The sequence below is a fragment of the Kitasatospora hibisci genome, assembly GCF_043950205.1.
GTDB classification, from domain to species: Bacteria; Actinomycetota; Actinomycetes; order Streptomycetales; family Streptomycetaceae; genus Kitasatospora; species Kitasatospora hibisci.
The window spans coordinates 8,345,352-8,371,359 of the sequence record NZ_CP171642.1 but is presented as its reverse complement, the minus strand read 5'-3'; the positions used below and the strand labels follow the sequence as shown (position 1 = coordinate 8,371,359).

The window sequence follows — 26,008 nt, the reverse complement described above, 5'->3', positions numbered from 1 at the left end:
CAGCAGGATGACGCGGGCCCGCCCTCCCCGCAAGGAGCCGGTGGGCGTCAAATCGGCATCGCCGCACGCATCTCGGGCGGCGTCACGGGCGGGGCCGGACGGCGAGGCCCGGACGGCGACGGTGCACGGTCAGGTAGACGACGCCGTCCGGCCCCGCCGAGACCCCGCGCACGGCACCGCGCGGCAGCATGCGCAGCATGCCGGGCCGCAGGTCGTGGGCGATGCCCGCGCAGCGCAGCGCGCCTTCACCGGAGAGCCCGACGACCAGCACGTCCAGATCGGGTTCGACGTGGTCGGCGACGATGGCGTCCGGGCGCAGCCGCACCACGTTGGCGTCGAGCTGCCGGTCGTCGCCGGTGAGCCGCCAGAGCGCCCCGGCCGCGTCCGCGGCGGCCTCGCGCAGCAGGTCGTCCAGGATCACGCCGTCGTCGTGGGCGTCCGAGTCCGTCATGCCGGACATCATCGCACCGGTCCGGCGAACCGGCCTCGGAGCGCCCGTCTTGGCCCCGTCACGGGACGAGCCGCAGGTGGATCGCCAGGACGCCGGGCGCCTCCTTCTCCGGCGGATGGATCTCCCGGCAGGCGGCGAGGAGTTCGCCCCGGCCCGGGTCTTCGCCGGCGATCGCCCGGTGGTCCTCCGCGTCGAGCATCGCCTCGAAGGACTCGTACTCGGCGACCTTCACCACCCGGGCGCGGCAGCGCTCCTCGCCTGACTCGAAGGCGGGCACCCGGCCGACGCGGATCCTGCGCGTACTCGGGTAGCCGACGCGCACCTCGACGGTCTCGGCTCCACCGACGATCAGGGCGAGGTAGGGCCGGTGGATGCGGATGACGCGGTCGGGGTCCGCCACGGGTGTCGGTCTCCGCTTCCACGGCGGGCGGCCGGGGGCCAGGAGCGGCCGGGGTGCGGCCGGGCGCCAGCGCGCCACGGAGCGGAGTCGCCTCGGCGGGGGTAACCCGTGCGGGCGCCGTCCGATCTCTGGCCCGATGCCATGTCACATATGTACGATCGGCCTTCAGTCCCCCGTCGAAGGAGCCCCGGTGCGCAAACGCAGGTGGACCTCTGCCATCCTGACTACTGTCATGTCCATGGCCATTCTCGCGGCGGCGCCCGCCGGAGCAGCATCCGACCAGCACGGGCAGGCGCCCGACGGTCGGCAGCAGGTCGAGGTCTTCGCCGAGGACGGCGGGATCGGCCGGGCGAGCGTCTCCCCCGCCTCGCCCCACCTCGCCGACCGCCCGCAGGCCGTCGCGGCCGACGGCGCCGTCACCCCGCTCGTCCAGAACGGCAGCACGGACACCAAACTGGACGTGGTGGTGATCGGCGACGGCTACACCGCGGGCGAGCAGGAGAAGTTCCGCGCCGACGCCACCGCGAAGTGGCAGGAGGTCAGCGCCGTCGAGCCGTACGCCACCTACCGCAACCTGTTCAACGTCTGGGCGGTGGAGGCCGTCTCGGCACAGTCCGGCATCACCGGGGACCCGGACCGGGCCGCCGTCCGCGACACCGCCCTCGGGTCGTACTTCTGGTGCGAGGACATCGAGCGCCTGCTCTGCGTCGACGTCGAGGCCGTGGAGCGCTACGCCGCCAAGGCCCCGCAGGCCGACCTCGTCCTCGTGGTCGCCAACAGCGCCAAGTACGGCGGCGCCGGCTACAACGACGTGCGGTCCCCGCTCGGGTACGAGGGCATCGCCACCGTGGCCGGCGGCAACGACCGCTCCGGGCAGATCGCCGTCCACGAGACCGGCCATTCCCTGGGCAAGCTGGCCGACGAGTACTACTACGACGGCCAGGGCACCTACCGGGGCGCGGAACCCGCCGAATCCAACATCAGCACCCTGACCACCGAGCGGATGCGCCGCGAGCGCGCCAAGTGGTACCGGTGGCTGGGCCGGACCTCACCGGACGGCGGAACCGTCGGCGCGTACCTCGGCGGCGGCTACTACCCCGACGGGATCTTCCGGCCGACGGAGAACTCGATCATGCGCTCGCTCGGCCGCGAGTTCAACCTCCCGGGGCGTGAGGCGATGATCGCCGGGTTCTACCGCCACGCCACGACCGTCACCAGCACCACGCCCGCGAACTCCACGCTCGACTCGTCCGGCCGGCTCACCGTCGACCTCCCCGTCCCCGGCACCACGCTCCGCTGGTACTCCGACGGGCGCGAGCTGACGCACCTGCGCGGCCGCACCACCATCCCGCTCTCTTCCTTCGGCTTCGCCGCCGGACCGCGCGGCATCGGCTACCGGCTGACCGCGGTCGCCACCGACCCCACGCCGGACGTGCTCGATCCGGCCCTGCGGCCGTCCCTCACGAGCGCCCTGTCCTGGTGGGTCACCGGCTGAGGTCCCGAGGAGGTCGACGACGGGCCGCATCCGCGTCGGGACGCGGCCGACCCGGTCGGCCACCCCGACGATGACTTGCGCAGCAACCGCCCGTCTCCACAGGCCTGGTCGGGATCCCCGGCCGGACACGCGTTCGCCCGGCCGTCGCCGCTGGGCACTCGCCGAGATGCTGCAGGGCACTTGCGGACCGCCTCCACCGGGCGTCAGGCCGGTGACGGGTCAGCCTGAGGATCCCGCGGGCAGGGAATCCCGGATTCTCCTCCCGCCCCCGGAGCGTCCTCGCCGGCAGTCGAGCGCCCTACCTGTGGCGCGCCCCGAGCGGCCGGGAGCGGTGGGCGGGCAGAGTGGGGGGATGGAATCGCAGGAGGCGGTGCCGCAGGAGCAGCGGGCGGGCTGGTTCGAGCTCTTCTTCGACCTGGTGTTCGTCGCCACCGTCGCCGTTCTGGCGCACGACCTGCACGGCGATCCGGGGGCTCAGGAGTTCGGCACCTTCCTGGTGTTGTTCTTCCCGGCCTGGTGGGCGTGGGCCAACCTGACGGTCACGATCAACGTGTTCGGCTCCGACACCCCCCGCAGCCAGGCGCTCCTGCTCGGCGCGATGCCCGGCCTCGGGCTGATGGCCGCCGCGGCGCCGGACGGGCTGGGCGACCGGGCCTGGGCGTACGCGCTGGGGGCGGCGTGGGTGCGGCTCGGCTTCTTCGCCATCTGGATCGGCCGGGCCCGCGCCCCTGAGAACCCCCTGCCCGTCTGGCGGCCGGTGCTCTACTGCCTGGTGCCGGCCACGCTCTGGGCGGTGTCGGCGGCCGTACCGAACCCCGGAAGGTTCGTCCTCTGGATCGTCGCGGTCGCGCTGGAGGTGGTGCTGCTGGCCGTCCGCGCCGGCATCACCGCGGAGTTCTACAGCCGGCTCTCCATGGAACACCTGGTCGAACGGATCGGGCTCTTCGTCGTCATCGTGCTCGGCGAGAGCGTCTACACCGTCGTCCTCACCCTCGCCGACCATTTCACCCGGCCGTCGGCGCTGGCCGCGCTGCTCGCCTTCGTGGTGGTGGCCGAACTTGCGATGGTCTTCTTCACCTGGGGCACCACGGAGGCCGTCCGCGGACTCGGCCGGGCGCAGGCCGGCGGCGCCGACCGGGCCATCCGCGACACCGTGATGTACCTGCCGTTCGTCCTCGTCTCGGGCATCACGGTGATCGCCGCCGCCCTCGGCACCGCGGTGGCCGAGCCCGACCACACGCTGCCGCCCGGCTCCCGCTGGGCGCTGTGCGGGGGCGTCCTCGCCTTCTACTCCGCCAACGCCGCCATCTCCCTGCGGTACGGCGATCCGGTGCGCACCGTCCTCGGTTGGTACCTGCCCTGTCTGGTGCTCACCCTGGCCGGGCTGGTGCCGGCGTCGGTCCTCCTGCCCGCGTGGGCGGCCGTGGGCTGCGCCGCCGCGGTGGTGTTCGCCCTGGCTAAGCTCGCCAAGCACCGCCGGGCCGCCCGGCGCCGGGCCACCGGGGCGGCCACGTCGTAGGAGGCGGCTCGGCAGCACGAACGGCGCGCCCGTCGTCAGGCGCCCGCCTTCAGACGAACACCAGGGCCGCCAGGCCGAGGTGGACGCCGCCGATCGCGTAGGACAACCGCCGCTCCCGGCGCGGTGTCCCGCGGAGCCGGCCGGTGAGGCCAGCTGGAACTCCCCGGGCGGCCGGCTCACGGCTGGTCGGCGCCGGACTCGACCCCGACGGCATCCGAGTCGACCGGCTCGCCGCCGCGCGGCTGCTCCCCGCCCTCCCCGCCCTCCCCGCCTTCGCCCCCGAGCGGGAGCGGCTCCGGCAGGAGCGGCTCGCCACCATGACCCGGTTGCTCGCCGAGCACCTCCCCGACTGGTACTGGCAGCCCCCGCAGGGCGGCTCCGTGCTGTGGATCCGGCTCTCCCGCCGGCACCGACGCACGGGTCTACGCACAGCTGGCCCTGCGGCACGGTGCGGAGGTCGTCCCGGGCGCCACCATGGACCCGACCGGCGGCCACGACGACCAGCACCGGCTGCCGTTCTCCTTCGCCCCGGACACCGCTGCCGCCCTGGTCGGCCGCCTCGCCACGGCCTCGGCCGCCCGCCCCCGCTGACGTCGCGTCACCGGCCGACCTCGCGGGCGCGGAAGTCCTCGACCGTCTCGCGCCGGATCAGCAGGCGGGCCCGGCCGTCGCGGACGGCCACCACCGGGGGCCGGCCGACCAGGTTGTAGCCGGAGGCCATCGAGAGCTGGTAGGCCCCCGCCGCGGGAACGGCGAGCAGGTCGCCGGGCCGCAGATCGGCGGGCAGCTGCGCGTCGCGGACCAGGACGTCACCGGCTTCGCAGTGCCGGCCGACGACGTCGAAGACGCCTGTCGCCGTGCCCGCGGTGGGCCGGCCGACCGGCCGGACGTCATACGCGGAGCCGTAGAGCGCGGGGCGGGGGTTGTCACCCATGCCACCGTCGACGGCGGCGAAGGCCCGGCCGTCGGCGGTGTGCTTCACCGCCAGCACGCGGTAGACCGCGACCGCTGCGGGTGCGGCGACCGCCCGGCCCGGTTCGACCAGCAGCCGGGGCACGGCGAGGCCGTGTTCGGCACAGCGGGCGGCGAGGTGGGCGGTGGTCCCGGCGGCGAACCGTGCGGGGTCCAGCTCCTCGTCCTGCGGGCGGTACCGGACGCCGTGGCCGCCGCCGAGGTCCAGCTCGGGCAGCTCGACGCCGTGGCGGTCGCGGAGGTCGGCCAGCAGCTCGACGAGGCGGTCCAGGGCGGTGCGGTAGGGCGCGGTGTCGGTGATCTGGGAGCCGAGGTGGCAGTGCAGGCCGGTGAGTTCGAGGCCGGGCTGGGCGAGGATGCGGTCGACCGCCTCGGCGGCGTCGCCGCCGGCGATCCGGAAGCCGAACTTCTGCCCGTCGACGCCGGTCCGGACGGCGCTGTGGTGCCCCGCGGCCACGCCCGGGACCACCCGTACCAGAACGCGCTGCGGGGCGTCGGCGACGGAGATGGCGGCGAGGCGGGGGATCTCGGAGAGGACGTCGACCACGATCCGGCCGACCCGCAGCCGTCGGGCGAGCCGGAGCTCCTCCGGGGTCTTGGCGTTGCCGTGCAGCAGGATCCGCTCCGGAGGGAACCCCGCGGCGGTGGCCAGGCGCAGTTCGCCGGCCGAGCAGACGTCCAGGCCGAGGCCCTCCTCGGCGATCCAGGCGGCCATCGCACTGCACAGGAACGCCTTGGCGGCGTAGAAGACCTCGGCCTTCGGCAGGGCCCGGCGGTAGGCCCGGGCGCGGGCCCGGACCTCGTCCTCGTCGAGCACGTACAGCGGGGTGCCGAAGCGGTCCGCGGCCTCCGCCAGCCCGACGCCGCCGATCAGCAGCTCACCGGCGGCACCGGGCCGGGCCGAGGCCGGCCACGGGCCGCCGAGCGCGTGGCCGGACGGGACGCAGGGAGCGGACGGGTGGCCGGCGGCCGGGGCCGGGAGGGTGAACGGCGCGGACGTGGCGGGCGTGGCGGCTGCGGCAGTGGTCGTCATGGGTCAGTGCTCCTGCTCGGGTGGGAGAGGCCGGCGCGGGTCGCTTCACCGGGCGGACCGCCCCGACGGCTTCCGCCCGCAGTTCCAGTGCACCCCCGCCAGCACGCGGTGGCGCCCGCCGTTGACGCGCGCCTTACACGGACCGGCTCGGTCTTGCCGCGACGTTGACGGACGGCCGCCCTTCGTCACCCGCCCGCCGAGCTCGACCTCCGCTTCCGGACCGACCGCCTCGACGAGGCGGTGGACGTCGTGGAGCCCACGGTGCACGCGGCCGACCCGGCCACCGTGGACCACTGCCGGACCGCGGTGAGCCGGCGGTCACGTCGTCGGCCGCACCCGGGACGGGCTGACGGTCCGGCGGGTGCGAACGTCCGCGTGAGGCAGCCGGGTGGCGCGCCCGGCGGAACCGGCCCGCCCGGCGGGTCCGGGGAGGGAACCGCCCCGCGATATTTCGGTGGGGACCGAAGCGTGCAGGGCATAGGTTCACCGGCATGGATCTCTCTGTGGCGGGCACGACCCGAATCGACGGCAGGACAATGGCGGCCGCTTCCACGACGGTGCTGCTCTGGGCGTCCGCGTTCGTGGCCATCCGCAGCGCAGGTGCGCACTTCGGGCCGGGGGCGCTCGCGCTCGGCCGACTGCTGGTGGGGGCGGTGGCGCTGCTCGCCCTGCTGACGTACCGGCGGGAGGGGCTGCCGCCGCGGGCGGCCTGGCCGGGGATAGCCGCCTCGGGCGTGCTCTGGTTCGGGCTCTACATGGTCGCGCTGAACTGGGGTGAGAAGCAGGTCGACGCCGGCACGGCCGCCATGCTGGTCGGCATCGGGCCGGTGCTGATCGCGCTGCTGGGCGGCTGGCTGCTCAAGGAGGGCTTCCCGCCCAAGCTGTTGGCCGGGATGGCGGTCTCGCTGGGCGGGGCGGTCGTGGTGGGTTTCTCCATGTCGAGCGGGGGCGGCAGCTCGGTGCTCGGCATCCTGCTCTGTCTGCTGGCGGCGGCGGTGTACGCGGGAGGCGTGGTGAGCCAGAAGCCGGCCCTGCGACACGCCACACCGCTCCAGGCGACGACCTTCGGCTGCCTGATCGGCGCGGTGGCCTGCCTGCCGTTCACGCCGCAGCTGGTCTCGGACCTGGCGGACGCTCCGCTGTCCGCGACCCTGAACGTGGTGTACCTGGGGCTGTTCCCGACCGCGCTGGCGTTCACCACCTGGGCGTACGCGCTGTCCCGCACGACGGCGGGCCGGATGGGCGCGACGACGTACTCCGTCCCGGCCCTGGTGGTGCTGATGGCGTGGACGCTGCTCGGCGAGGCACCCGGGGTGCTGACCCTCGCGGGCGGCGTCCTCTGCCTGGCCGGCGTCGCGGTCTCCCGGCGCGGCTGACGGGATCGGCACGAGGCCCTCCCGGCCGGCCGGGAGGGCCTCGTGCCGATCCGGCCACGGCAGCGGCGGCACCGCACCGCACGCGCCGGCCGTCACTCGAACTCCCCGGTGACGCTCCGTGAGCCCGTCGGGAGGCTGACCTCCGGTTGACAGCGCTCTCGACGACGAAGCTACGTTGGGTGGTGCCACTGTCACACGTCGTGACAGTTCCTGCCTGTTACCCACCGCGAGGAGCCCGAGCGTGACCACGACCCCCACCCGTCCCACCGCCGTGCCGTCCATCGAGCAGCTGCCCCAGCCGAAGCTGCGCACGAACACCGACATCCAGGGCAACATCCTGGCGGCGTTCAACAAGGACTTCACGGACTTCCGCTACCTGCACTTCCCGGACGCCGCCAAGGGCCGCGGCTGGCTCTCCGCGATCCTCAACACCGTCGCGACGACCAACGAGACCGAGGACTTCAACGAGCAGTACTCGCTGGCCCGCCGGGCCTTCGGACGCGACCCCGCCCTCACGACCGTCCGCTGCGGGGTCTCGCTCACGTTCGAGGGCCTGATGACGGTCGCCGGCGACCCCGACCAGGTGAAGAAGGACCTCAGCGGCTTCCCGGCGTTCTGCGCGGGCGCGGCCGCGCGGGCCGGGGACCTCGGGGACGCCGACGAGAGCGGCCCCGAGCACTGGCTGTTCGGCGCCGGGACCGGAGACAAGGCCGTGCACGCCGTCCTCATCGTCGCCGCGGACACCGAGGAGCTGCTGAAGGAGAAGCTGAAGAACCTCGACGCGGTCGAGAACGCGCACCGGATCACCCGCGTCCACATGGACCAGGGCCGCACCCTGACCGGCCCGCTGAAGGGACACGAGCACTTCGGGTACAAGGACGGCATCTCCCAGCCCGGTGTGAAGGACTTCCACCGGGAGGACCCGGAGAACGAGGGCTTCCGCGACAACCACACCGGGACCGAGCTGATCGAGCCCGGTGAGTTCGTCTTCGGCCACAAGAGCGAGGCGGGCGACCGGAAGGCACCCGCCTGGATGAAGAACGGCTCGCTCCAGGTGGTGCGCCGGCTGCGCCAGGACGTCGCGGGCTGGAACAAGGCCGTGGTGGAGGGCGTCAAGAACTTCACCGGGACGATGGACCCCGACCGGCTCGGCGCCTGCCTGGTCGGCCGCGCCAAGGACGGCACGCCGCTCGCCCCGCCGACCGGGACCCTGACCGGCATCGGCTCCGACCGCAACGACTTCGACTACGAGAACGACCCGATCGGCCAGCACACGCCCTGGGTGGCCCACATCCGCCGCACCCACCCGCGCGCCTTCGCCGGCATCGGCGACGACAAGCCGAAGAGCCACCGGCTCATGCGCCGGGGCATCCCGTACGGCCCGGAGTTCCAGGGCGGCGCGGACGACGGCAAGGACCGCGGGCTGATGTTCGTCTGCTACGGCACTTCGCTGGAGATGCAGTTCGAGCTGGTCCAGCAGCACTGGGCCAACGACCCGAACTTCCCTCCCGGGGACCCGACGGGCGACGCGCACGTCCCCAACGGCCTCGACAAGGTCATCGGCCTCGCCGGCAAGGCCGAGATCGGGCTCGCGGACGGCACCGCCGGCACGGTCGACATGAAGCGCTTCGTCCGCACCACCGGCGCGCTCTACGCCTTCACCCCCTCGATCAGCACCCTGCGCCTCCTCGCCGAGGGCAAGGACCTCCCCAACAAGCCGGTCGGGTCCTGACCGCCGCACACCGCGAGGAGACACCATGGAGAACCCCGTCATCGAGGGCACGGCCGACGACCGCGCCCGCTGGCAGACCTGCCAACAGCTGGCGCGCGAGCTGCTGCTCGTCGGTCCGGACGGCGAGGACCGGAGGCTGCGCTACCTCGACGTCCTGATCAAGGACGGAATCCCGGCCACGGACGAGCCCAAGGACGTGCTGATCGTCGGCGCGGGCATCGCGGGCCTGGTCGCCGGGAAGCTGCTCAAGGACGCCGGACACAACGTCACCATCCTGGAGGCGAACGCCAGCCGGGTGGGCGGGCGGATCAAGACCTTCCGCACCGCCGACGGCGACGCCGACACCCCGTTCCACGACCCGGCGCAGTACGCGGAGGCCGGGGCGATGCGCCTGCCAAGCTTCCACCCGCTCACGCTGGCCCTGGTCGACAGCCTCGGCCTGCAGCGGCAGCTGTTCTTCAACGTCGACGTCGACCCGGACACCGGCAACCAGAACGCACCCGTCCCGCCGGTCGTCTACGAGTCCTTCGAGCCCGGCAAGGTCTGGAAGTACGGCGCGGACAGCCCGGACTTCCGCGAGCCGGCCAAGCGCTTCAACTCCTGGATCCGCACCAACCGGCTCCAGGCCCGCCGCAAGGAGTACGCCGCCGACCCGAGCTGCGTCAACGAGGGCTTCCACCTCACCGGCGACGAGGTGCGGATCACCGCCGCCGACATGGTCAACCAGGCACTGGAGCCGGTTCGCGACTACTACTCGGTGATCAAGGACGGCAAGCGGGTGAACAAGCCGTTCGCCGAGTGGCTGGACGGCTGGGCCCGGGTGATCCGCGACTTCGACGGCTACTCGATGGGCCGCTTCCTGCGCGAGTACGCGGGCTTCAGCGACGAGGCCATCGAGGCGATCGGCACCATCGAGAACATGACCTCGCGGCTGCATCTGGCCTTCTTCCACACCTTCCTGGGCCGCAGCGACATCGACCCCAAGGCCACCTACTGGGAGATCGCGGGCGGCAGCTGGAAGCTGCCCGACGTGCTCGCCGCAGAGCTCCGGGAGGAGCTGCGGATGGGCGAGCGGATGATCCGGATGGAGTACTGGGACCCCCGCCGCGACGGCGGCGGAGCCCGCAACGTCGGCCCGATCGGACCGCAGGTCGCCGTCCAGACCGTCCCCGAGGACGACCCGGAGGCCGAACCCACCGTCTGGAGGGGCGACTTCGCGATCGTCACCGTCCCGTTCTCCGCCCTGCGGTTCGTCCAGGTGACCCCGCCGTTCTCCTACAAGAAGCGCCGGGCGATCATCGAGACCCACTACGACCAGGCCACCAAGGTGCTGCTGGAGTTCTCCCGCCGCTGGTGGGAGTTCACCGAGGCGGACTGGAAGGTCGAACTCGACTCCATCGCCCCCGGCCTGTACGAGTACTACCAGCGGGCCGGTGAGGACGACGCCGAGGCGGCCGTGGCCGCCGCCCACAACGGCCACCGACCTCCACGCAACCTGCCGGACGTGCTGCTCGGCGCGCACCGGAGCGTGGACGAGCGGCGCATCAGCCAGGGCCAGCGGGACGTCTACCAGAACACCCCGCTGCTGCGGGCGAGCGTGCGCCCCGCCACCAACTGCTTCGGCGGCGGCTCGACCACCGACAACCCCAACCGCTTCATGTACTACCCCTCGCACCCGGTGCCCGGCGGCGAGGGCGGCGGTGTCGTGCTGGCCAGCTACAGCTGGTCGGACGACGCGGTGCGCTGGGACTCCATGGAGGACGCCGAGCGGTACGTCTACGCGCTGCGCAACCTCCAGTCGGTGCACGGCCGGCGGATCGAGGTCTTCTACACGGGCTACGGGAAGACCCAGAGCTGGCTGCGCGACCCGTACGCCTTCGGCGAGGCGGCGGTGTACACCCCGCACCAGATGACCAGCTTCCACCTCGACGTGGTCAAGCCGGAGGGCCCGGTGTACTTCGCCGGCGAGCACGTCTCACTCAAGCACGCCTGGATCGAGGGCGCGGTGGAGACCGCCGTCCGGGCGGCCATCGCCGTGCACGAGGCGCCCCCGCCGCCGCCCCCGGCGGAACCGGAGGTCCGGCCCGAGGTGCAGGTCCGCCGGGAGAGCCGGCAGGAGGAGCTGAGCCGATGAGCGGCAACGGCGACTGGACGGTGGCCCGGTACCTGGCCACCAGGCTGGAGCAGCTGGGCATCCGGCACCTGTTCGGGGTGCCGGGCGACTTCCTCGGCCCGTTCCTGACGATCATGCACGAAACCACCGGGGTGCGCTGGGTCGGCACCCCGACCGAGATGGGCGGCGGCTACGCCGCGGACGCCTACGCCCGGGTGCGGGCCGCCGACACCGACCCGGCGAAGGGCGGACACGGCGTCGGCGCCGTCGCGGTGACCTACGGCGTGGGCGCGTTCAGCCTGCTCAACGCCGTCGGCGGCGCCTACGTCGAGGACGTGCCGCTGATCGCGATCAACGCGGCGCCCTCCTACGAGCAGTGGCTCAACCAGCAGGCCGTCGGCCTGCTCACCTCGCACATGAGCCCGCGCCGGGAGAGCAATCTCGACGTCTACCGCCAGGTCACGGTGGACGCGCAGGTGCTCTCCAACCCGGGGCTCGCGCCCTCGCAGATCGACAGCGCGATCACGGCGTGCCTGACCGAGCGCAAGCCCGTCTACCTGGAGGTCATGGAGGACCTCTGGCACGCGCCGTGCCCGCCTCCGCAGGGCGAACTCCGCTCTCATGACAGGCCGTTCACCGAGCGGAACCAGGAGATGCTGGACAAGGCGGTCACCGCGGCGGTGGAGCTGATCAGGAGGTTCGGCACACCCATCGTCTGGGCCGGCGAGGAACTCGTCCGCCAGCGGTTGGAGGACGAGCTGCTGGACTTCGTCCAGCTCACCCGGATGCAGTTCTGCACCACGGTCGGCGCGAAGTCCGTGGTCTCCGAACGGCACCCGCTGTTCGCCGGTGTCTACAACGGCAGGGCGAGCCTGCCGGAGATCCGGAAGACCTTCAAGAACGCCGGGTGCCGGATCGGCCTGGGCACCTGGTCCACCTCCAAGAACCTCGGCGGCGAGCAGTCGATCGGCGACGACTGGATCGTCGCGGCCCGGGGCGGCGTGAGTGTCGGGGCCAAGTACTTCCCCGAGGTCCAACTCGGCCGGTTCATCACGGCTTTGCGTGAAGGGCTGGGCGCCCAGACCTTCCCGGCCGACCACTTCGCGCTGGCCCACGCGGCGGGCCTGGACGTCCCGGCCAGCACGGCGGACTTCCTGGACTCGCTGAGCTCCGACGAGTACCCGGCCGAGCTGACGTACGACAGCTTCTTCGAGCACGTCAACCACTTCCTGGAGCACCGGGCCACCGGCGGGGACCCGGCGGCCCCCTCACCGTTCACGGTGGTCTCGGACGCGGCCTTCGCACTGCTCGGCTCGATGAACCTGCGGATCACCGAGCGGGCCGGGTTCCTGGCCCAGAACAGCTGGCTGTCCATCGGCTACTCGGTCGGCGCGGCCACCGGCGTGGCCCTGGGCCGGCAGCAGCCGATGAAGCGGCCGCTGGTGTTCGTGGGGGACGGCTCGTTCCAGGAGATCTGCCAGGAGCTGTCCACCCAGGTGCGACACCACCTGCGGCCGGTGGTCTTCGTCCTGGACAACGAGGGCTTCTACGGCATCGAACAGATGCTGGTCAGCCCGTGCTACTACAAGGAGAGACCCTCCAACGGGGCCGACTTCTACAACGTGCTGCACCCGTGGCGGTACGAGAAGCTGGCCGAGGTGTTCGGCACGGACAAGGACCGGATGCACGGGTTCGAGGTCACCACCCACGCCGAGCTCGACGCGCTGCTGACGGACATCGCCGATGCCGGCAACGACATCAACCACGCGCCGATCCTGGTCCGCGTCCGGCTCAGCCGGCACGACTACCCGAAGGCGCTCCAGTACAAGATCGACGAGAAGTGCCCGTAGCCGTCCCCGAGCACACCGGCCCCCGTCCCCGACGGGGGCCGGTGTGCTGCCCGGACGTGTCCGGGCGTCAGCCGGCGTAGACGTCCTCGACGTAGCGGCCCTCGACCATCAGGCGTTGCAGCCAGGCCTCTGCGTCCGCCTCTCCCGCACCCGGCGTGCGGTCGCGGTAGAGGGTCTCCAGGGCCGCACGGACACCCGGCGCCATCCGGGCGCCGTCGCCGCAGACGTAGACCTCGGCGCCGGCCTCCAGCAGGGACCACACCTCGTCGGCCTCCGCCGCGATCCGGTCCTGGACGAAGCGCCGCCCCTGGACGGGGGCCTCGCTGAAGGCCGGGCGGAGCGACACCGCGCCGGCTCGCTCGGCCTCGCGCAGTTCCGTGGCGTGCAGGTAGTCCGCATCCGGCGCGTCGCAGCCGAAGTAGCACAGGGCGGTGGCCAGTCGGGCTCCGGCGGCCAGCAGGGCGCGCCGGTCGGCGACGGCGCCGCGGAAGGGGGCCAGGCCGGTGCCGGCGGCGACCATGATGACCGGGGTGGTGGCGCTGTGGCCGATCCGGAACGCCTCGCGGCAGGGCTGGAGCCGGGCGAGCACGGTGTCCCCCGGGCGCAGGCCGCTCAGGTAGCCGGAACCGGTGCCCCGGTAGGTGCCGCGGCCCGAGCGGGCGGGCGCCCGGAGGAGGGAGACCATCAGATCGATGTGGCGCGGGTCGGCGGCCGGCGAGGAGGAGACGGAGTAGTGCCGGGGACGGCGGGCCGGCAGCAGGTCGAGGAGGACGGGCCAGGCCAGGGCCCCGCTCCGGAGCGCCGGGTGGTCCTCGACCAGGTCGAGGAGGGTGCGCGGGTCGGCCGGTGCGTCCGTGCCGCCCGCCGACCGTGCGTCGGCGAGGTCGCGCAGGGCGGCCTGCTCCGGCGGGCAGGGGTTGAGGGCGGCCAGCGCGGCGAGCTGGGCGGCGGTCGGCCGGTCCTGCAACTCGACGTGGTGGGTGAGCAGTTCCCGGACGGTGAGCGGCCGGTCCACGGCGAGGCCGTCCCGGCGCGGCCGGGTCGGGGTGATGCTGAGCACCGCGTCGAGGTCGAGACACAGCACCTTGGCCGCGCGTTCGACCAGCTCCTGGTCGTTGGCCGGGAGCACGACGAGGTGGTCGCCGGTGCGGTAGGCGGTGCCCTCGGGCAGGGCGAGGCGGACGTGGCGCTTGATCCTGGGGTAGTCCGGGCGGCTGAGGTGACCGGTCGCGGTGACGGTCATCGGGGTCAGGTCGTGGCGCGTGGCCAGCGCGTCGAGGCCGGTGCCGGTGAGCTCGGTGACGGTGTAGCCGGGGCTGTCGTGCGCGGTCCCGGGACCGGTACCGGTCCCGGTCGCGTTCTCGGCCGCGGGCCCGGGCGTTGCACCGGTGTCCGGGTCGCCGTGGTGGTGCAGCAGGGCGGTGCGGAGCGCCACCGTGAAGGCGTCCACGGCGGCGGTGAGCTCGCCGGAGGCGTCGGCCTCGCCGCGCGGCAGCAGCCGGGTGGCACCGAGGGCGGCGAGGCGGTCGTCGACGAGGGTGGGGATGCGCTGGTAGGTGGCCGTCCAGTTGCGGTCGCCGGCGCCGAGGACGGCGTACCGGACGCCGTCGGCGCTGCCGGGCTCGGCCCGCTCCAGCCACCGGACGAACGCGGCCGCGTCGTCGGTGGGTTGACCGTTGTAGGAGGCGGTGACGATGACCACCGGCCGGTCGGTCGGGAGCGTCCCGGCGTAGGCGTCGAGCGGGGCGACGGCGGTGTCGCAGCCGAGTCCGGCGGCGGCGTCGCCGAGTCGGGCGGCGAACTCGCGGCAGGTACCGTAGTTGGAGCCGTGCAGGAGCAGCACGCCGGTGCCCGGGCGAACCCGGGTGGGCCCCGCGGGCTCGGCCGGACCCTGCCGTCCGACGCCGCTGCCGTGCGTGCCGTGCGCGTGGTTGCCGTCCTCGCGGTGAGCCGGTGCTCCGGCGCGCAGCGCGACACGGTTCGCGGCCCGGTCGGACGGGGTGCGCGGGACGACGGTGAGGGTGAAGCCGTTCGGCTTGACGGTCAGGCTCTGCTTGACCGCCAGCCGGTAGTCGGCGTGGTCGACCAGGCGGTAGCGGTGGGCCAGCATCGCGAGCAGCATCGTCGCCTCGTGGAGCGCGAACTGCCTTCCGATGCAGGCACGTTCACCGGTTCCGAACGGCTTGAACGCGTGCGGGGAGCGGGCCGCCTCGGCGGCCGGGGCGAAGCGGAACGGGTCGAAGGCCTCCGGGTTGTCGCCCCAGGCCGTGCGGTCCCGGTGCAGGATCGGGACGACCACCCGCACGTCCTGGCCGGCCCGCAGCCGGATCCGGCCGCCGAGCAGGGTGTCCTCCCGGGCCTCGCGCGAGAAGGTGGGGGCGGTCGGCCAGAGGCGCAGGGCCTCGTTGAGGACCTGGCGGGTCAGCCGCAGACGGCCGATGTCCTCGAATGCGGGCTCCGGGTCCGCCCGGTCGCCCCACAGGTCGTCCGCCTCCTGCTGGACCAGCCGGAGCACGGCGGGGTGCTTGACCAGGTAGTACAGGGCGAAGGAGAGCGCGCCGGAAGTGGTCTCGTGACCGGCGATCAGGAAGGTGATGACCTGGTTGCGGATGTTCTCCACGTCCAGTGTGGTGCCGTCGGCCGGGTGGACGGCCTCCAGCATCAGCGCCAGCAGGTCGGTGTGCTCCGGCCGGGCTCTGCCGGTGGTCCGCGCCGCGATGACCTCGTCGACGACGGCGGCCAGGTAGTCGGCGTCCGCCCGCATCGCCGCGTCGACCGCCCGGTGGTCGCCCCCGGGGGCGCGGCCGAGGCGGATCATCGCCCACTCCAGGCAGCGCACCATGGCCTCCACGAAGGGGTGCGGCTCGGCGCGTTCGAAGGAGGTGAAGTCGAAGCCGAAGCCGGCCAGACCGATGGTGTCCAGGGTCATCCGGGTCATGTCGTCCGCCACGGCGACCGGCGTGCCGTCGCCGGCACGGCGGTCCCAGGAGTCGAGGAGCCTGCGGGCGACCTTGAGCATCACCGGGTGGTAGGTCCGCATCGAGCCCAGGGCGAAGGCCGGCATCAGGACGTCATGGGCCTTGGCCCAGTTGGCTTCGTCGTTGAAGGCGGTGAACAGGCCGTCGCCGGTGAACTCGCGCACGTTGACCAGGGCCGGGCCGACCGCCTTGGTGAACCGCTGCTCGTCGGCGAGCTCGGTGACCAGGTCGAGTCCGCTGACGAACAGCGTGTCGCGGCCGTGGATGCGCTGGACGAACGCCGGCCCGTTCCGCCTGGCCAACTCCATCTGCTGCAACAGGGGTACGGCGCCCAGGCCGGTCCCGGAGACGTCGATCACGGGGACGCCATCGACTTCGCCGCTCGGCGTCGGCAGATCGGACGGGGTCTCGGCCATGGGTGTACTGCCCTTCGCACTGGAATCCTGATGGTTACCGCCGGTACGGGCGGCTGTCTTGAACCTTCCGCGCACGACCGGTAGGGAATCCGATGGGTGCTACAACTTCTTGTAGGGGAATCGGGGTTTCGAGGATTGCCAAGGCCTGACCGTTCCGGTACGCCGGGCCGCGGACGGGACCCGTGTGACAGCGGATCGGGCGGGCCACGGCGCACCCGGAGCGCCGGTCGGCGCACGAACAGGCGGGAGCAGCAGCCGATGCACGTGGCGGGACAGCCGTCCGACGGGGAGCACTGCGCCCTCCCGCAGCCGGCAGCCGGACCGGGGACCCCGCCGGACCACCTGTCAGCCGATCCGCCGATCGAGCCTCCGGCCGCAGCTCCGTCGGCCGCGCCGCCGACCCCGTCGCCGGCCGCCCAGCTCGACGGGAAGGCCGTGTTCTGGCGCAACCGGGCCGCGTTGCTGTTCGACCGGATCCCGCTGCCGCTCCTCTTCTGCGACGCGCACGGCACCGTCCTCGCCGCCAACCACATCCTCGCCACGGAATGGGACACGCTCCCTGGCCGCCTCACCGGGCGCAACGCGCTGGAGCTGTTCCGTCCGACCACCGCGGGCCGTCTGCACCCGATCGCCGAGGCCGTCCGGCTGCGCCGCCGCTCGCGCTACCCGGTCGAGGTCTCCTGGACCACGGCCGCCGGCACCGACCGGGTCGGCGAGATGACCGTCAACGTCGTCAGCGACGAGCCGGACGCCTCGCTGAACCTCCTGCTGATCGTCCGCCCCCACGACCGGCCCGCCACCGAGCCCGCTCACGCCCGCGCCAGCGCCAGCGCCCTGGAGGCCCGCATCCTCGCCCTTGCCGCCGCCGGCAACACGAGCGCCCGGATCGCCGGCGAGGTCGGCCTGACCGCGGACGGCGTCAACTACCACCTCACCCGCCTCTCCCGTCGCTGGGGCGCCACCAACCGCACCGCCCTGATCGCCCGCGCCTACGTCAACGGCACTCTCGCCCCCAGCACCTGGCCCCCAGCCCCGGCCGGCCACCACCCGGCCGACGGGTAGCACCGGCGGCACGTCTTCCGGGGCTCGCCACCTGGGGCGCGTTCCGGACACACGCCGTCGAACCCGCGCGGCAGGCGGGGCCGGAGCAGGCCATGCACCCGATCACGCAGCGACCCCGGCTCCGAGGCCGACGACGTTCCGATTTCCGGGGGCCGGGGGCGTCCTGCTCGTGGGCGCCTCCTGGGCTGCACCGGCAGGAAGCGTGTGGGACATTGAGACTGAAGGCGTCCCCCATCAGGGCCGTTCAGACGGAGTCCTCGGGGAAGCGATCACGGCCATCACCGACTGCTTCCGCCCTTCACTGCAGAGACCTGCCTTCCGGACGTGCCCGACATCGGCGGACTTCCAACAGCCCACATCGTCGTCGGGGTGGTCATGACCCAATTTCAGTTCGAAACGGCAAGTCACACGGAGCTGGTCCGCGGGCAATGTTCCCTCGCTGTCGACCGGAACGGCGCGCCCCGGATCGCCTATACGATCAAAGACGGTCACGTCGTGGTCGCGAGCAGCGACGGCGGCACGTGGACGAGAGAGCGATTGGGCGGGCCGCTTGCCACAGCCGGCGACGAGGAACGGGTCTGGCTCCAGCTGGATTCGGCGGGCAATCCGCACCTGGGTTACATCGAGGAGAGTACGCGACGCTTGATCTACGGCGTGCACAGTCCCGACCTGGGGTGGAAGTTCGAGCCCGTACCGACGCACCAGCCCCCTCATGAACCGATGGTCTTCGGCATCTCCTTCGCACTGCACCCGGGAGGGCCCGGAAACGCCGCTCTTCGCGACACACCACACTTCGCGTTCGAGGATCAGTCCATCGGCTGCCTGTCGTACGTGCGGAAGGTCGGTGACGCCTGGAAGGTGAGCCGTGTGGCCGAAAGCCTCAATTTCGGTGACGCCGGGAGTTCCCGTACGGGGCAGAGCACGTCCCTCTGTTTCAACGAGTCCGCAAGCCTCCAATTCGCGTACGTCGAGACTTACGAGGTCACCCCTATGACGGTCGTCCACGTCAAACGCGCACTGAGCGTGACCGACGGCACGTTCGGCGCGGAGCAGGACGTCCAGAAAGGGCAGTACGTGGCAGGCCGAACGGCGATAGCCAGCAGGACCCCCCAAACGTTCGTGGCGTACTGCGACGTCAGCAACGACGCGTTGAAGGCGGGAACCTTCGACCATGACGGCAACGCAATTGTCGACGTCGTCGATTCGGTCACGGGCCGCACGTCCCCTGTGCTCGCGCAGGATCCGACCCGCGGATCCGAGCTCTCCCGGCAGCTCCGGATCGCGTACGCCGACGACGGCGAGATCAAGCTGGCCCGGTGGGAACCCCTGGCCGGCTGGACGGTGGAGGTCGTCGATCCGGGCGGTGGCGAGATGCCCTGCCTTGCCTACGACAGCCACGGGAACGCGCACATGGCCTACAGCGTGGGGCAGAGCTTGCGGTACGCCAGGGGATAGTCCGGGGTGGGCGGAATCACGGCTGGCCACGGCACGATCGCGTGCATCGCCAACCGGCCGGACGGCGAGTGCCGCCCCTGCCACACGGGCCGGCGGGGCCGGCGCGTGACCGGGGCTCGTCCGGACGGCCAGGCCTGATCGCCGCCGCGTCGGACGTCCCGGTCCGGGCCGCCGGGCGGCCCGGACACCTCGACGGGCCGCCCTCGGACCACCGGGGCGGCCCTGCGGAGCCGGCTCCCCGCGCCGTCCCGAGCCGGGCGCGGCGTCAGGATCCCTTCTTGGCGAACCGCTTGGCGAGCGCCGGGTCGGCCTCCCACCAGAGGCCGTTGCCGCCGTCCGCGTCCGCACCGCCGACGGTGGCCTCGGCCGGGACGGGTGACGCGGTCCGCAGCGTCGGGTCGCCCTCGGCGCGCACGCGGAACATCACGCCGGGCAGCACGTAGAGCACCGCGCCGAGCAGGACGATCGTCGCCACGACGAAGACGGGCGGCACGGCGATGCCGGCCAGGACCGGGAGGACGAGCGCCACCCCGAGTCCGGTCCCGCGCGAGGTGACCAGAGCCTCCCCGCCGTCGGCGACCTCCACGGTCACCGTGTTGGAGCGGGTGCGGTCCTTCGCGGTGACCTGCACGGTGTGGGTGCCGGCCGACACCGGGAAGTGCGCGGCCTCCCCCTGTCTGACCACTCCGGCCCGCACGCCGTCCACGGCCACGCCCATGGTCCCCGCCCGGCCGAGGCCGGGCAGTTCCGCACGCACCACGATGGATCCTGCCATCATCGTCCCCCTGTCGCCCTGATGATCACGGTCGAAGCCGCGCCAGGATAGGGGGCTGCGGCCCGTCACGCCATCACTGTTCGGGCACGTCCGCGGCCGGGGGGTGCGCTCGGCGGGCGTGCCGTCAGCCGGTACGGGGGCAGCTCGGCGAGGAGTTCCGGTACCGGGACTGCCGCGGGCCGTTGCCGGGGGCCTTCGTGGGCACGGCGGGAGCCGGGCCGCGCCGGGTGAGCGCCGACGTCGAGTCGGCCGGACACCCGGCAGTCACCAGGCCGGGCGGCGCAACGGCCGCGCCTCGCGCCGGCGGACGCGGCGCGCGGGCAGTGCGGACGCCGCACCGACAGCCTGGCGGGTTTCCGGTATCGGATGTCCATTCACCGGTGGTCGGCGACAAGGGCCGGGCCCCACAGTGGTGGAGCGCCGGCCGCGCGCCATGCTCCGAGGCGCCGGCGTCCGCGCTTCCGATTTCCGCAATCCCCAATCCGCAATCCGCAAGGAGCTCGAAGGCCCATGACCCGAACCACCACGGACACGACCGTCGTCATCGTCGGAGGAGGCGTCGCCGGACTCGCACTCGGCAACTTCCTCCTGCGCAGGGGCATCGATTGCACCGTCCTGGAGAAGCACAGCCGTGCCCACGTCGAGCAGCGCCAGCGCGCCGGTGCCCCCGACGCCGGCGGCGTGCGCGTGCTGAACGAATGGGGGTTGGGCGAGGCCGTCGAGGGCCACAGCCACGGCGACCCCGGCGAAGGCCTCCCGCTGCTGATCGACGGCCGGCTGCGGCGCTGGCGGCCGGGCCGCGACGACGAGGGTGACGTGGACGGCACGTTCTGCCCCCAGCAGGTCCTCGTCCGCATCCTCATCAGGATCTTCCTCCGCGAAGCGGCGACCTGCGCTTCGATGCACGGGACGTCTCGCTCCACGACATCGGCACCACCCGCCCGCTGGTCCGCTACCGCGACGCCGACGGAACGGCGACGACCCTCCGCTGCGAGGTCGTCGCCGGAGCCGACGCCACCACGGTGTCAGCCGGACCGCGATCCCCGACGACGTCCTCACCTGCGACACCCACGAGTTCGGCTACGCCTGGCTGACCGTCATGGCCGACGCTCCGGCCGACCCCCCGGCCGTCCTGGCCGTGCACGCCCGCGGCCTCGCCGCACGGATCACCCGCGGCCCCGACGCCAGCCGCGTCTACCTGCAGTGCCCGCTCACCGACACCGTCGAGCAGTGGCCGGACGAGCGGATCTGGAGCGAACTGGAGGCCCGCTTCGGCGCGCCCGTGGAACCCAGGGGCCCGATCACGAGCAAACAGGTCGTGCCGCTGCGCGGAGTCGTGTCCAGCCCGATGAGCCACGGCCGCCTCCACCTCCTCGGCGACGCCGCGCACCTCATCTCCCCGATGAACGCCCAGGGCATGAGCCTGGCCACGGAGCGGGGCCGAGCGATCGGCCGGCACGCCGTCAGCCGGCTTCCGGGGGCTCCTCCGCGAGGAGTTCCAGGACCGGGAGCGCAGCCAGCAGGGCGTCCGTCTGCTCGGCGGAGAGCCGGCCCACCCGGTCGGCGAGCAGCTGGGAACGCTGCGCGCGGATCTGCGCGATGGTGGCGCGGCCGTGCTCGGTGAGCGTGATCCACGCGGAGCGGCGGTCCCGGGGATCGGGCTCCTTGGCGATCAGCCCGTCCGCGTGGAGCGGCCCGAGGGTGCGGTTCATGGAGGGCGGGGCGACGCCCTCGCGCGCGGCGAGGTCGACCAGCCGGACCGGGGCGTGCTCCTCGATCCGGGCCAGCGCGGACAGCTGGGCGAAGGTCAGGTCCAGCCGGGTGGACGCCTGCACCAGCTGCCGGTGCAGACGGGCCACGGCCAGCCGGAGCCGGGCGAGATCCTCCGCGGGCAGGGGGTGCTCCGCCCCGGTCGGGGTGGGTTCCGTCGCCATCGGGCGGTGGTCCTCCTCAGCTGCCCGGATTGGCCCGGGACGCCCGCGCCGCGGCACCGGGCGCGGCCTTCACCGTACCCTCGTCCGGCGCCGGCGCGGCGGCCGCCGGACGGGTCCGCACCAGGGAGGCGACCGCGCCGAGCAGCGAGAGCACGATGGCGAACCAGAACACCACGACCAGACCGTCGTGGAACGGGCCGGAGATCAGCTGGGGGAAGAACTCCCGACCGGTGAGCGTCTGTGCGTCGGCGGCGGGCAGTTGGCCGAGGACGTCCGGGCCGAGCAGCTCGCGGACCGGGTTGTAGCCCAGGAAGGCGGCGAACAGCGTGCCGACCGGCGGCAGTCCGGCGATGGTCTGCACGGTGTCGGCGGGGACGCCCTGTGCGGTCAGCCCGCTCTCCAGCCCGCGCGGCAGCGAGCCGGCCAGACCGGCCACCATCAGCGAGAAGAAGATGCCGATCGAGAGCACCATGCCGGCGTTCTGGAAGGTGGCGCGCATACCCGACGCCGCGCCGCGGGCGTCGGGCGGGACCGCCGACATGATCAGCGAGGTGTTGGGCGCGGCGAACAGCCCGCCGCCCAGCCCGTTCAGCAGGATCAGCAGGGCGAACCACAGGTACCCGAAGTCGGTGGGCAGCAGGAGCAGCCCCCCGAACGAGACCGCCATCAGCGCGAGTCCGCCGGCGGCGAAGAGCCGGGCACCGTACTTGTCGGAGAGGTGGCCGGCGACCGGCCCGGCGATCAGGAAGCCGGCGGTCAGCGGGATCATGTAGATGCCGGCCCAGAGCGGGGTGTTCTCGTACTGGTAGCCGTGCAGCGGCAGCCAGATGCCCTGGAGCCAGATGATCAGCATGAACTGGAGGCCGCCGCGGGCCACCGACCCGAAGAGGGTGGCCGCGTTGCCGCCGGTGAAGGAGGCATCCCGGAACAGCCGCAGCGGGAACATCGGATCGGGGGTGCGCCGCTCGACGAGGCAGAACAGGGCGAGGACGGCGCTGCCGCCGATCAGACCGGCCAGCACCCAGGGGTTGGTCCAGCCCATGGTGTGGCCGCCGTAGGGCTGGATGCCGTAGGTGATGCCGGCGAGCAGGGCGGTCAGGCCGACGGCGAAGGTCAGGTTGCCCCACCAGTCGATCCGGGCCGGCCGGCGCACCCCGGTGTCGTGCAGGGACCGGTAGGCCCAGACGGTGCCGACCACGCCGATCGGCACGTTGACCCAGAAGATCGAGTGCCAGTTCCACTCGGCGAGCACGCCGCCGAGTACCAGCCCGATGAACGAGCCGGCGATGGCGGCGACGATGTTCACCCCGAGAGCCATCCCGCGCTGCCGGGCCGGGAAGGCATCGGTGATGATCGCCGCGGAGGTGGCCATCAGCATCGACCCGCCCACCGCCTGGGCCACCCGCCAGAGGATGAGCCAGAGCGCGCCGCCGCCGCCCGACATCGGGTCCAGGGAGAGCGCGACCGAGGTGAGGGTGAAGACCAGGAACCCGAGGTTGTAGATCTTGACCCGGCCGTGGATGTCCCCCAGCCGCCCGAGGGTGACCACCAGGACGGCGGTGACCAGCATGTACCCCATCAGCATCCAGAGCAGGTAGCTGACGTTGCCGGGCTCCAGCGGGTTGAGCCCGATGCCGTTGAAGATCGCGGGCAGCGAGATCAGCACGATCGAGCTGTTGATCGTAGCCACCAGCATGCCGAGGGTGGTGTTCGACAGGGCCACCCACTTGTCGTGCGGATGGTCCTGCACCGCGACCTGCATGGCGACTCCCACAGCCGGAGGGAAAGTAATTAGTTGTTCTTAACTAACTATCTCCCTCGGCGGGCTGCCGCACAAGCCCCCGTACCGGCTCGAACGCCGGGGGGCGGCCGTGCGTGACCGGGACGCCCGGCGACGACCCGGCCGTGGCCGAGGAGTTCGAGCGGGTCACGACCTCGCCGGGAGCGGGGGATGCCGCCGGTCCCGCACCGCGGGCCGGACACGAACGAGAGCGCATTGCCCGCCCGCTGCCAGGCGATCATGAAGATCGTGGCCCGACCCCGCCGAGGGCCTCGACGACGGTTGCACGACGGGGCAGCGCTCCCGGCGCGGCCGATCCGGCCTTAGGGTGACAGGCATGACTGCGCCTGGAATAGGCCGTGCTGACGGATGGTCGACCGAGCCGTTCTTCCTCGTGACGGCTGATCCGGACCGGCCGAGGCCGCTGTTCGACGCCGCGTCGATTCCGCAGGGGCGGCTGTCGGCCCCGGCGTACCGGGCCTCGCTGCACCCGCACCGGGACGCCGCCTCCGGGGTGTGCCGGCAGCTGCTGGCGCTGGACGCCGTCCGCTACGGGGACGCCGGACTCGCGGCGCACATGGCCGCCGTCCGGCTGGAGAACGTGAGCGACGCACAGTGGCGGGTGGACCGGGCCACCGGGGAGCCGGTCGAGCATCGACTGCGGCAGACCCTCCTCGGCCACGCCGCCGAGGTGAAGGCGGCGGCGACGGCGGTGCTGGACGGCCGGCCGGTCGCGGTCACCGTCGACGACGACGGAACGGCCCTGATCTGGGATCTCGTCAGCGGGAAGCGGCGGGGCGAACCCCTGACGGGGCTGAGCGAATTCGCCTACGGCCGCTCCGTGTCGACCACGCACCTCGGCGGCCGTTCGGTCGCCGTCACTGGCGACCACGACGTCCGTGTCTGGGATCTGGCCACTCGTCAGCAGGTCGGCGAGACCCTCGACGGCCACACCTACGGGGTGACGGCGACGGCGACGACGGTGCTGGACGGCCGCACGGTCACCGTCGTCGGCGGCTGGGGCGGCATGCTGCGGGTGTGGGACCTCACCAGCGGCGAGCTGGTCGCCGAGACCCCGCCCGCAGGCCCGCCCGAGTCCGACGGATCGAGGATCAACGCCGTCGCCACGGCGGTGGTGGACGGCGTTGCGGTCGCCGTCACCGGAAGCCACGAGGAGACGGTACAGGTCTGGGACCTGGCCACCTGCGAGCCGCTCGGCACGCCGCTTCGCGATGCCGGCCCGGTGACCGGCGTGGCGACGGCGGTGGTCGACGGCCGCCCGGTCGCCGTCACCGGAAGCTGGCGGGCGCTGCGGATCTGGGACCTGACGGCGGGGGAGCAGCTCGGCGGCCTGCTCGCCGGTCACACCCGCCAGGTCGAAGCGGTGGCGACGGCGATGCTGGACGGGCGTCCCATCGCCGTCAGTGGGAGCGCGGACGGTACGGCGCGCGTGTGGGACCTGACCACCCGCAGGCTGCTCGGCAGGCCCCTGACCGGGCACGGTGAGGGGGTCTCGGCGGTGGCGACCGCACGGGTGGACGGCCGCACGGTGGCTGTCACCGGCGGGAAGGACCGGGCGGTCCGGGTGTGGGAGCTGGCCACCCGTGAGCAGCCCGGGCCCCACTCGTCTTCCCCCTACCGGTGAAGACGCCGGCCGTGGCGGAGGGAGGCCGGCTGGTGGTGAGCTTTCGCTTCGGAACCCGCCGTCCTGATCCGCCGCTGAATCGGACCGGAGCCGTACCCGCGACGAACTCCTCATGAGCTCGGCGGTTCGTTCCGGAAGCCCTTCAGGGTTTGCTCCGGGTCCGATGGTGCGCATGTCGCCTCGTCAGCCGCTCCAGGAGCGAAAGGCGCTACCGCATGGTGAAGGCGCCTCCGTCGACATGGATGGTCTGTCCGGTGATGTGCCGGGCGCCCGGGGAAGCGAGGAAGCAGGCGGTCTGAAGATGGGCCTGCACCTCGACACCGTGCGCACCTGGCGGGGCCGGTTCGCCGAGCAGGCGTGAACCACACCCACGGCCGCGGAGGCGCCCTGGCCTACCTCGCCGCCTAAGACATCGACCGTGCGGTAGGTGTTCGGCCTCACCGAACCACGCACCGGCATCGACCCGTTCATGAAGCTGGTCACCCAGGTCATGAGCCAGGAACCCTACGGCAGCGCCGAACGGGTGTTCTGGATCGCGGACAACGGCTCCTCCCAGCCCGGCCAGAAGGCCGCCGACCGGCTGACCGCGGCCTTCCCGAACACGGTGATGGTCCACACCTCCGTGCACGCTTCATGGCCTGACCAGGTGGAGATCTACTTCTCCGTCGTGCAGCGCAAGGTCGTCTCACCCGACGACTTCACCGACCTGACCCAAGTCGGGGACCGGCTCCGAGCATTCGAAGACCGCTACAACGCCACGGCACAGCCGTTCCGGTGGAAGCTCACCACCTCCGACCTGGACGATCTGCGGGCCAGGCTCGACCGGCACACCGCCGACCGCCAGGAAGACCCCTCCTTCCACCTCGCCGCATGATCAACCCCCGAAGCACTTACGAACTCGACCTCGTAGGGGCCGCGAGCACCCGGCGCCGCGATTCCGACGAACCGGCCGCACGGCGGACGGTCACCTGCCGGCGATCACGGCTCCGACCTGTACGAGCGCTCCGACCTGTACGAGCGCC

General features: G+C 72.8%; 19 protein-coding genes and 2 pseudogenes. 13 read left to right on the top strand and 8 right to left on the bottom strand.

Going from position 1 to position 26,008, the window contains the following annotated elements; all coding sequences use genetic code 11:
* Positions 1–82 precede the first annotated feature (82 nt).
* Together ACF9IK_RS36390 and ACF9IK_RS36385 are read right to left on the bottom strand one after the other, a co-directional pair.
* Complete coding sequence (locus ACF9IK_RS36390; protein ID WP_395298332.1) at positions 83–451, bottom strand: hypothetical protein; 369 nt, start codon at positions 449–451, stop codon at positions 83–85.
* Positions 452–509: 58 nt separating this feature from the next.
* Positions 510–851 (bottom strand): ASCH domain-containing protein, encoded by a 342-nt coding sequence (locus tag ACF9IK_RS36385; RefSeq protein ID WP_395298331.1) that lies wholly within the window; start codon positions 849–851, stop codon positions 510–512.
* Between the two features lie 238 nt (positions 852–1,089).
* Between ACF9IK_RS36385 and ACF9IK_RS36380 the strand changes: the two genes are divergently transcribed.
* Together ACF9IK_RS36380 and ACF9IK_RS36375 are read left to right on the top strand one after the other, a co-directional pair.
* Complete coding sequence (locus ACF9IK_RS36380; protein WP_395298330.1) at positions 1,090–2,346, top strand: M64 family metallopeptidase; 1,257 nt, start codon at positions 1,090–1,092, stop codon at positions 2,344–2,346.
* Between the two features lie 352 nt (positions 2,347–2,698).
* Positions 2,699–3,865: a low temperature requirement protein A gene (locus ACF9IK_RS36375; RefSeq protein WP_395298329.1), complete on the top strand. Its 1,167-nt coding sequence runs from the start codon at positions 2,699–2,701 to the stop codon at positions 3,863–3,865.
* A gap of 176 nt (positions 3,866–4,041) precedes the next feature.
* On the opposite strand, the gene ACF9IK_RS36370 is transcribed toward ACF9IK_RS36375, so the two are convergent.
* Both ACF9IK_RS36370 and lysA read right to left on the bottom strand, forming a co-directional pair.
* On the bottom strand, positions 4,042–4,206 hold the full coding sequence (locus tag ACF9IK_RS36370) for a hypothetical protein (protein ID WP_395298328.1): 165 nt from the start codon (positions 4,204–4,206) through the stop codon (positions 4,042–4,044).
* 257 nt (positions 4,207–4,463) lie between these two features.
* Entirely contained in the window at positions 4,464–5,870 is a 1,407-nt protein-coding gene (lysA, locus tag ACF9IK_RS36365; protein ID WP_395298327.1) for a diaminopimelate decarboxylase, read from the bottom strand.
* A gap of 536 nt (positions 5,871–6,406) precedes the next feature.
* Between lysA and ACF9IK_RS36360 the strand changes: the two genes are divergently transcribed.
* The 4 genes from ACF9IK_RS36360 to ACF9IK_RS36345 all read left to right on the top strand — a co-directional run bounded on the left by ACF9IK_RS36360 (position 6,407) and on the right by ACF9IK_RS36345 (position 12,941).
* Entirely contained in the window at positions 6,407–7,246 is an 840-nt protein-coding gene (locus ACF9IK_RS36360) for a DMT family transporter (RefSeq protein WP_395298783.1), read from the top strand.
* A gap of 241 nt (positions 7,247–7,487) precedes the next feature.
* On the top strand, positions 7,488–8,978 hold the full coding sequence (locus ACF9IK_RS36355) for a Dyp-type peroxidase (RefSeq protein WP_395298326.1): 1,491 nt from the start codon (positions 7,488–7,490) through the stop codon (positions 8,976–8,978).
* 25 nt (positions 8,979–9,003) lie between these two features.
* Positions 9,004–11,112: a flavin monoamine oxidase family protein gene (locus ACF9IK_RS36350; protein ID WP_395298325.1), complete on the top strand. Its 2,109-nt coding sequence runs from the start codon at positions 9,004–9,006 to the stop codon at positions 11,110–11,112.
* A complete protein-coding gene (locus ACF9IK_RS36345) occupies positions 11,109–12,941 on the top strand; it encodes an alpha-keto acid decarboxylase family protein (RefSeq protein ID WP_395298324.1) in 1,833 nt (610 codons plus the stop codon). The genes ACF9IK_RS36350 and ACF9IK_RS36345 overlap by 4 nt, the downstream gene beginning before the upstream one ends.
* A 67-nt stretch (positions 12,942–13,008) precedes the next feature.
* Here the strand turns inward: ACF9IK_RS36345 and ACF9IK_RS36340 are convergent, their stop codons facing one another.
* Positions 13,009–16,335: a bifunctional cytochrome P450/NADPH--P450 reductase gene (locus ACF9IK_RS36340; RefSeq protein WP_395298323.1), complete on the bottom strand. Its 3,327-nt coding sequence runs from the start codon at positions 16,333–16,335 to the stop codon at positions 13,009–13,011.
* A 258-nt stretch (positions 16,336–16,593) separates the two neighbouring features.
* On the opposite strand from ACF9IK_RS36340, the gene ACF9IK_RS36335 reads away from it, so the two are divergent.
* The gene (locus tag ACF9IK_RS36335) at positions 16,594–17,397 is read left to right on the top strand and encodes a helix-turn-helix transcriptional regulator (protein ID WP_395298322.1); all 804 of its coding nucleotides are present in this window, start codon (positions 16,594–16,596) and stop codon (positions 17,395–17,397) included.
* A 324-nt stretch (positions 17,398–17,721) separates the two neighbouring features.
* On the top strand, positions 17,722–18,852 hold the full coding sequence (locus ACF9IK_RS36330) for a hypothetical protein (RefSeq protein ID WP_395298321.1): 1,131 nt from the start codon (positions 17,722–17,724) through the stop codon (positions 18,850–18,852).
* A gap of 265 nt (positions 18,853–19,117) precedes the next feature.
* Here ACF9IK_RS36330 and ACF9IK_RS36325 read toward each other — a convergent pair whose 3' ends face one another.
* Positions 19,118–19,612, bottom strand: coding sequence for a hypothetical protein (locus tag ACF9IK_RS36325; RefSeq protein ID WP_395298320.1), 495 nt, complete (start codon positions 19,610–19,612; stop codon positions 19,118–19,120).
* 381 nt (positions 19,613–19,993) lie between these two features.
* Between ACF9IK_RS36325 and ACF9IK_RS36320 the strand changes: the two are divergent.
* Positions 19,994–20,428, top strand: a pseudogene (locus ACF9IK_RS36320) (FAD-dependent oxidoreductase); the annotation flags it as partial.
* Between the two features lie 298 nt (positions 20,429–20,726).
* Positions 20,727–20,999: pseudogene (locus tag ACF9IK_RS36315) on the top strand (4-hydroxybenzoate 3-monooxygenase); the annotation flags it as partial.
* Between the two features lie 91 nt (positions 21,000–21,090).
* On the opposite strand, the gene ACF9IK_RS36310 reads toward ACF9IK_RS36315, so the two are convergent.
* On the bottom strand, positions 21,091–21,561 hold the full coding sequence (locus ACF9IK_RS36310) for a MarR family winged helix-turn-helix transcriptional regulator (protein WP_395298319.1): 471 nt from the start codon (positions 21,559–21,561) through the stop codon (positions 21,091–21,093).
* A gap of 16 nt (positions 21,562–21,577) precedes the next feature.
* The gene (locus tag ACF9IK_RS36305; RefSeq protein ID WP_428846378.1) at positions 21,578–23,335 is read right to left on the bottom strand and encodes an MFS transporter; all 1,758 of its coding nucleotides are present in this window, start codon (positions 23,333–23,335) and stop codon (positions 21,578–21,580) included.
* 343 nt (positions 23,336–23,678) lie between these two features.
* Here ACF9IK_RS36305 and ACF9IK_RS36300 point away from each other — a divergent pair, with 343 nt between their 5' ends.
* The 3 genes from ACF9IK_RS36300 (at position 23,679) to ACF9IK_RS36290 (ending at position 25,860) form a co-directional block, all read left to right on the top strand.
* A complete protein-coding gene (locus tag ACF9IK_RS36300) occupies positions 23,679–24,986 on the top strand; it encodes a WD40 repeat domain-containing protein (protein ID WP_395298318.1) in 1,308 nt (435 codons plus the stop codon).
* A 172-nt stretch (positions 24,987–25,158) separates the two neighbouring features.
* Positions 25,159–25,347: a hypothetical protein gene (locus tag ACF9IK_RS36295; RefSeq protein WP_395298317.1), complete on the top strand. Its 189-nt coding sequence runs from the start codon at positions 25,159–25,161 to the stop codon at positions 25,345–25,347.
* Positions 25,348–25,413: 66 nt separating this feature from the next.
* Positions 25,414–25,860, top strand: coding sequence for a hypothetical protein (locus ACF9IK_RS36290; RefSeq protein WP_395298316.1), 447 nt, complete (start codon positions 25,414–25,416; stop codon positions 25,858–25,860).
* Positions 25,861–26,008 lie beyond the last annotated feature (148 nt).